General features: G+C 67.9%; 4 protein-coding genes. 2 read left to right on the top strand and 2 right to left on the bottom strand.

Annotated elements, in window-relative coordinates; genetic code table 11:
* Window positions 1-4,416 (top strand): amino acid adenylation domain-containing protein (locus AB0I53_RS48785; RefSeq protein WP_358617859.1); only part of this gene is annotated, 4,416 nt, incomplete at its 5' end.
* 18 nt (window positions 4,417-4,434) lie between these two features.
* Here the strand turns inward: AB0I53_RS48785 and AB0I53_RS48790 are convergent.
* Complete coding sequence (locus tag AB0I53_RS48790) at window positions 4,435-5,643, bottom strand: cytochrome P450 (RefSeq protein ID WP_358617862.1); 1,209 nt, start codon at window positions 5,641-5,643, stop codon at window positions 4,435-4,437.
* A 722-nt stretch (window positions 5,644-6,365) separates the two neighbouring features.
* Window positions 6,366-6,557 (bottom strand): hypothetical protein, encoded by a 192-nt coding sequence (locus AB0I53_RS48795; protein ID WP_358617865.1) that lies wholly within the window; start codon window positions 6,555-6,557, stop codon window positions 6,366-6,368.
* Between the two features lie 819 nt (window positions 6,558-7,376).
* On the opposite strand from AB0I53_RS48795, the gene AB0I53_RS48800 reads away from it, so the two are divergent.
* Complete coding sequence (locus AB0I53_RS48800) at window positions 7,377-7,523, top strand: hypothetical protein (RefSeq protein WP_358617868.1); 147 nt, start codon at window positions 7,377-7,379, stop codon at window positions 7,521-7,523.
* The last annotated feature ends 237 nt before the right edge of the window (window positions 7,524-7,760 follow it).

A 7,760-nucleotide genomic window follows, 5' to 3' on the forward strand; every position in this document is an offset into this window, starting at 1 on the left:
CGGCTGGTCGCGTACGTCGTGCCCAGTTCGGGCGATGAGCCGGACGTCGGCCAGGTACGGGATTTCGTCCGCGCGAAGCTGCCGGAGTTCATGGTCCCGGCCGCCGTGGTCGCGTTGGTCCGGTTGCCGATGACGGCGAGCGGAAAGCTGAACCGGAAATCACTGCCGAAACCGGACTTCGCGAAGTCCGCTGCGGGGCGCGGCCCGCGGACACCGCTCGAAGCGGAACTGTGCGGTCTGTTCGGCCAGGTGCTCGACGTCGCAACGGTCGGGGTGGACGACAACTTCTTCGACCTGGGCGGCGACAGCATCTCCTCCGTACAACTGGTCAGCCGGGCCAAGGCGGCCGGGATACCGATGACCGTGCAAGACGTGTTCCAGCACAAATCCGTGGCCGCGTTGGCTCGGGCAGCCGCGCCGCAGGATCCGTCGGTGCCCCCGGCAGCGGAACCGCAACCGCTCCTGGTCGACCTGACCGCGGACGAGATCGCCCGGGTGCAGGCCGAGCACTCGCGGCTCGGCGAGCGCGGGGCAGCCCAGATCCTGCCGGTCACACCGCTGCAGGAAGGGTTGCTCTTCCACGCGCTGTACGACGAGCACAACTCCGACGACTACGTGGTCCAGCTGTCCCTGGAGCTGGCCGGGTCGTTGGAGCCCGAGGCACTGCGCAATGCCGCGGAAGCACTGCTGCGGCGCCACCCGAATCTCCGCGCCGCCTTCTGGTGCGACGACGTCGAACGCCCGGTCCAGGTCGTGCCTGGTTCCGTGGCGTTGCCCTGGCAGGAAATCGACCTCCGGCACCTCGCTGCCGACGAGCGGCGGGCCGAGTCGGCGCGGCTCCTGGATGCGGAGCGGTCGCACCGGTTCGACCCGGCCGCGCCCCCGCTCCTGCGGTTCACGCTGATCCGCCTCGGCGAACAGTCCCACCTCCTGGCGCTCACCAACCACCACCTCCTGCTGGATGGCTGGTCGATGCCCGTGCTGCTGCGCGATCTGTTCCACCTCTACGAGCACGGCGAAGAGGACGGGCTGCCGCCGGCCACCCCGTACCGGGATTTCCTGGCGTGGCAAGCCGCGCAGGACAGACCGGCGGCGGCGGCCGCGTGGCGGCAGATGCTGCGCGGACTGGAGGCGCCGACCCGCATCGCGCCGAACGCGGAGGTCGTTCGAGCGCAGCCGCGACGTCACCAGGTCACGTTCGAACTGCCGCCGGAGCTGACCGAATCGATGACGGCCCTCGCACGGCGCCGCGGCTGGACGCTCAACACGTTCGTCCGCGGCGCGTGGGCGCTGCTGTTGGGGCAGTTGACCGGCAGCGACGACGTGGTCTTCGGTGCCACCGTCGCCGGACGGCCACCGGAGTTGCCGGGCATCGAGGGCATGGTCGGCCTGTTCGTCAACACCCTGCCGGTTCGCGTCCGCATCAAGGCGGGCGAATCCGTTTCCGCGCTGCTCTCCAGGGTGCAGGAAGACCAGCTGCGGATGACGCAGCACGAACACCTGGGACTCAGCGACATCCACCGGCTGACCGGACACAGTGGACTCTTCGACAGCCTGGTCCTGTTTGAGAACTTCCCGGTCGATCCGACCATGCTCGACTCGGTGGGTGGGTTGCGGGTTGCTGACGCGCACAGCCACACCACCACGCACTACCCGCTCAGCCTCGTCGTCGTGCCGGGGCGGCGTTTGGAACTGCGCTTGGACTACCGGTCGGACGTCTTCGACCGACCGGCGATCGAGGTCTTGCTGGACCGGCTCCACGCGCTGTTGCGGATGGTGGCCGACGACCCGGATCGGAACGTTGCGGACATCGATGCGGTCACCGCGGCCGAAAGGGAACGGTTGTTGGTCGAGTGCAACGCCACCGAGGCGGACCTGCCACCGGAGTCGTCGGTGTTCGCGTTGTTCGAGGCCCAGGCCGGCAAGTCCGCGAGCGCCGAGGCGGTCGTGTCCGGCATGGCGAGGCTGACCTACGCGGAGTTGAACTCGCGCGCGAATCGGCTCGCCCGCCACCTCATCGGCCTGGGCGCGGGCCCGGAGCGCGTGGTCGCCCTGGCGATGCCGCGCACGGCGGAGATGGTGGTCGCCCTGCTGGCCGTGCTGAAGACCGGTGGCGCCTACCTGCCGATCGACCCGGCCCATCCTGGGGAACGCATCGGGCACGTGCTCGACGACGCCGACCCGGCGATCGTGTTGACCACCGCTGACACGGCCCGACGACTGCCCGGGGTTTCCCGACCGCTGGTCGTGCTGGATGACGGCGAGGTGTGGGACTCGCTCTACCGGCTACCGGCAACGGACCTCACCGACGCGGACCGCCCGGCTGCCCCACATCCGCTGCACCCCGCGTACGTCATCTACACGTCCGGGTCCAGCGGGAAGCCCAAGGGCGTGGTCGTCCCCGAGCTGGCCCTGCGGAACCTGCTGCTCGGCATGGGCGAGGCGTTGCGGCTCGACGAGTCGGACCGCTGGTTGGCGGTCACAACGCTCTCGTTCGACATCGCCGCCCTGGAACTGCTCGGCCCGCTCCTGGCCGGCGCCACCGTCGTGGTCGCCGACGACGGGACGGTTCGCGATCCGGCGCTGCTGACCACCCTGATTGAGCAGGAAGAAGTCTCGATCGTGCAGGCCACGCCCTCGTTGTGGCAAGGACTGATCGGTTTCTGCGGCGCGAATTTCGAGAACCTCACGATGTTGTCCGGTGGCGAACCACTGCCCACCGAGCTCGTCGCCGAAATGCATGCGACCGGCGGTCGAGTCGTGAACGTCTACGGCCCGACGGAGACGACCATCTGGTCGACGTTGGCCTGGTGCGACGACACGCGACCGCCATCGATCGGTGGCCCGATCGCCAACACGCGGGTGTATGTGCTGGATCGCTGGTTGCGGCCGACCCCGCCGGGCGTGGTCGGGGAGCTTTACGTGGGCGGCACGGGATTGGCGCGCGGTTACTGGGCCCGCCCGGGACTCACCGCGGAACGGTTCGTGGCGAACCCCTTCACCAAGCCGGGAGATCCGGTGGGTAGCCGGATGTACCGGACCGGGGACCTCGTGCGGTGGAACCATGACGGCGAACTGGAGTACATGGTGCGGGCCGACGACCAGGTGAAGGTGCGGGGCTTCCGCATCGAGCCCGGCGAAATCGAGAACACCCTTGCCGCGCATCCCGGAATCGCCCGGGCCGCAGTGGTCGTCCGCGAGGATCGGCCGGGCGACAAACGACTGGTGGCGTTCGTGGTGCCCGCCGCGGGGGCCCAGGTCGACGGTGACGAGGTCCGGCGGTTCGCGCGCGAGTTCTTGCCGGAGTACATGGTACCGGCCGCCGTGGTGGCGTTGGAGGAGTTGCCGGTCACGGCGAACGGCAAGTTGGACCGCAAAGCGCTGCCGGCACCCACGTTCACCGGCGGTGGCCGGTCGAGGCCGCCGCGCACCCGCACCGAAGTGCTCCTGTGCGACCTGTTCGCCCAAGTACTGGGCGTCGAGCGTGTCGGCGTCGACGACAATTTCTTCGACCTAGGCGGGCATTCCCTGCTCGCCACCCGGCTGGTGTCCCGCATCCGCAAGGACTTCGACGTGGCTTTGGGCGTGGGGGCGCTCTTCGAGGCGCCGACAGCGGCGGACCTGAGCCGCCGGCTGGATTCGGGAGACATCGGTAGCGGCCTGGATGTTCTCCTGCCGCTGCGCACGACCGGCAGCCGCCGGCCGCTGTTCTGCGTCCACCCGGCCGGCGGGATCAGCTGGCCGTACGCCGGGCTGCTTCCGCACCTCGACCCCGAACAACCGGTGTACGGCCTGCAAGCCCGGGACCTGACCGAAGATCGTTCCGGTCCAATCGGCGTCGAGGAAATGGCGTCCGATTACCTGGCGCGCATCCGAGCCGTGCAGCCGACTGGACCGTACCGGTTGCTCGGCTGGTCGTTCGGCGGCATCATCGCGCACGCCGTCGCCACGATGATCGAGGACGAAGGCGGCGAGGTCGAACTGCTCGCGTTGCTCGATTCGTTCCCGGCGCCGACCGGCCAGCGAGAACTGCCGCCACCCGCAGCGGACCGCGATGTCCGCGACATGTTCATCGACGTCATCGGCGCGGACGAATCGGCCGCGTTCGTCCTCGACGAACAGATCCTCGACCGCCTTTGCCGGAGCCACGCGCGGCACGAGCGAGCCATCAGGCAGTACCGTCCCGGCCGGTTCCACGGTGACCTGTTGTTGTTCGTCGCCGTCGGCGAACGGGGAGGCGGTGCGCCCGAGCCGTGGCGTGCTCGGCAAGCGTGGATCCCGTGCGTCAACGGTCAGATCGAGGTTCACGAGATCGACAGCGAACACGACTACCTTATGAAACCCGAGGCGCTGTCCCAAATCGGGCCGGTCGTGGCGAGTCGACTCGATGGGTTGTTCGGCAAGAGGCCGACCTGATCGACCTGATCGACCTGATCACCAAGTGATCGGCAGCTTGTTGATCCCCTGGATCGTGGTCGCGGCCCGCACCGGCAACTCCCGTACGTCGTCGACGGCGAGCGAGAGCGTGGGCAGCCGTTCCAGCAGGACGGACAGCGCGATCTCCAGCTCCGCCCGCGCCAGGTTCTGGCCGAGGCACTGGTGCACGCCGAAGCCGAACCCGACGTGGTGCCGCGCTTCACGCCGGATGTCGAAGGTGTCCGGGTCGGCGAAGGCGTGCGGATCCCGGTTGGCCAGCGCGTTCGGCACGATCACGCCGTCGCCGGCCCTGATCAGCCGGCCGTCGACCTCGATGTCGTCGACGGCGACTCGCACACCGGCGAGGTCCGCGACCGAGAGGTAGCGCAGCAGCTCCTCCACCGCGGACGGCATCGCGCTCGGATCGGACCGCAGGATGGCGAGCTGCTCGGGGTGCTCCAGCAGGGTGAGGACGCTCAGCGAGATCATCGACGCCGTGGTCTCGTGTCCGGCGACCAGCAGGAACTCGGCCATCGCCACGACGTCTTCGCGGTCCAGCTCGCCCCTGGCGAGGCGCTCGGTGACCAGTCGGCTGATCAGGCCGGGGCCCGGCTCGCCCTGCCGTGCGGTGACCAGCCCGTCGAGGTACTCGACCATTTCACCGCGCGCGGCGGCGATGTCCTCCGGGTCGGCGCTTTCCGCCATGCGCTGGCCGACGTCCCGGAAGAAGTCGTGGTCGTCGAACGGCACGCCGAGCACCTCGCAGATGACCATCGACGGCACTGGCATGGCGAACGTCGGCACCAGGTCGGCCGGCGGTCCGGCGTCGACCAGGTCGTCGGCGAATCGACGCGCGATCCGCTCCAGGGCAGGGCGCAATTCGCGGACTCGCTTCACGGTGAATTCCTTGAGCACCATTCGGCGGTACACGCCGTGCTCCGGCGGGTCCATCGCCACGAGCGGCAGCCGCGGTTGTTGCTCGCGAACCGCTTCGAAGCGGGCGGATAGGAGCGGAAAGCCCGGACGGGTCCGGTCGGCGGAAAGGCGGTGGTCGGCCAACAGTCGGCGGGCCGTGTCGTAACGCGTGACGACCCACGCCATCGCGCCGTCGTACTGCTCGACCCGGCACAGCGGGCCGCGCTGCTGAAATTCGCGGTACGTGCTCGGCGGCTGGTAGGGGCAGGTGCGCGCTTCGGGGAAGGTGGATGTGGAATCGGCTTCGGTCACTGTTTTCTCCAGCGATCTCCGGAATCGGAAATGGTCTGTCGAGTGCGGGGACTTGGCGCCTTCCCGGTGGGTCGATGTGAATGGGAAATGCGACGGGGTTGGGACTTCGCACGGAGGTTCCGAAACCCGTGTCGGTTGCGGGAGGGGGTGAGCCGCTCGGGTGGGGCAGGCTTTTCCCACGTCCGCCGCAGGTCCGCGGTCAGGGACCGGGCGTGCCGGAGTTGGTGTGGGTGGCGGTCCAGCGGTCGGGACCATCCTCGGCAGCGTCTACTTTGGACTACCAAATCCGCGCGGATCTCTTTCCCACTGCTGGGCAGGTGATGGCCAGTCAGCCGGATCACTGTGCCTTCGGTGATCGGCAGCGGCCCGTAGTGGTCGCCTCGGGCCGCACGTCGGGTCAGCCGTGGGCCCGCGAGTGTCGTCGGCATCCGCCCGAGCTGTCGGACACTCGTAGGGTCCTGGCGGAACCCGGCCAACTCCCCGAACTCCACCCGCGATCGGGATCATGCACACCAACCATCGCAGCCCTTGGATCGATCTTCCTTCTTCGAAAAGAGGAATGATCAACCAAGGGCTGGTATCGTGATCAACCGGGTCGGCACTACCAGCGTCACAGGTTAAGGATCAAGCCACGGCCGCACCGGGGACGTCCGGCACGAGGGCCGCCTCATCGGCTTGCGGCATCACTTGTTCGCGCAGCCGTACCGCAGCATGCCTTCCAGTCATTGGCCGAGGCCCGGCGACTCGGGCTCACCACGCCACGCCAGGTGACCGTCCGGACGTACCAGCCACACCTCGCTGGTCGCCGCGCGGTCTTTCTTGCTGGACGGGTTGGTGGCCTTGTGCTCCAGCACCACAAAGCGCCCTTCACCCAACTGCTGCCGGACTACGTCGATCGTTGATTCACTGCTCATTCTGGGCTCCACGGGGGTGACTTGTCGGGACCTTGCGACGACTGCCTCCGCATCACCGCGTCCATGCCTGGCCCCACGCGCGAGGACGTCGGCCATCTCCGGGATCTGGTCCGGGGACAGCGGCGGCGAGCACTGTTGATCACACTTTGCACATGTCATCCGGGCGGGCCCGGGTTCGGCCCCGCTGACCGGCTGCACGATCCTGATCGGCGCGCCGGGCTCCGCGACGGGGCTGGTCGTTCTCAGGCCCTTCCCCGCGCGGACTTCGGGTGCCGCTCTTCCCGCTTCTTCCGGATTTCCTGCGAGACGTGCAGAATGTAGGTAGATCGCGATCTTGGACACAAGCCTTGGACAGCAAGTTGCCACCGCTACGCGTGTCGCCGAACGGCGCTCCGGAGGGGTGGCAGTTACCTGCCACTCCGTCACCCCCACTGTCGACCTGGTCTACAATGGACATTCGTTGGGCGGAGCTGCGCAGCGGTTGGCGTGAACTGGCCCGATCAACGCCTGTGCGGTTGGCCCTCGGCTCAATGGTCAGGTGTCACTAAGCCCGGTGTGGAGATTGTCGCCAGTAATGGATGCAGTGTGCGGATTCCTTTGAACCGGCCGATCTGCGCGCCCTGCTTGGCCCGCCCGTAGACCCGCAGCACGCTCTCGCGCCGAATGGCTCATCAGCCATCCGCCCAGCTAACACTGCTGACCTCGTCCCCTGCGCCAGAATATGTCGCCGTTTTCAGGAGGAAGACCCGTGGATTTGGTGGAATACCAACGGCAATACCGTGCCTTCGACAACCACGAGCGCGGGCTCGCACCGCTCGCGTGCTCGGTCTGGTGAGTGAAGCCGGCGAGATCGCCGCCGAGCTGGAGAAGGCCGCTCGCCAGGACCGGACACGACGCAGCGATGCGCAACTGCGGCAACGAATGCTTGAAGAAGCAGAGGATGTGCTGTGGAACCTCACGCGCTGATCGACACACTTGGTTCCAGCCTGCCCGGGGTCGCCGAATCCAACCTCGCCCGTCTCCATGTTCGCTACCGCGAGAACGGAATCACCCTGCGTCAGCAGGCTGAGTCGGTCTCCGTGTGGGGCTCGAATATTGGATTTTGGGTCAATCTGGGTGGTGGGCGGCCTCAAGAGGCGATTTCGTACTCGCTGGTGAGCCCGGCGAGGATGGGCCTGCGGCGAACCTTGTAGTCGGCGAGGT

The organism is Saccharopolyspora sp. NPDC050389 (assembly GCF_040655595.1).
GTDB lineage: Bacteria > Actinomycetota > Actinomycetes > Mycobacteriales > Pseudonocardiaceae > Saccharopolyspora.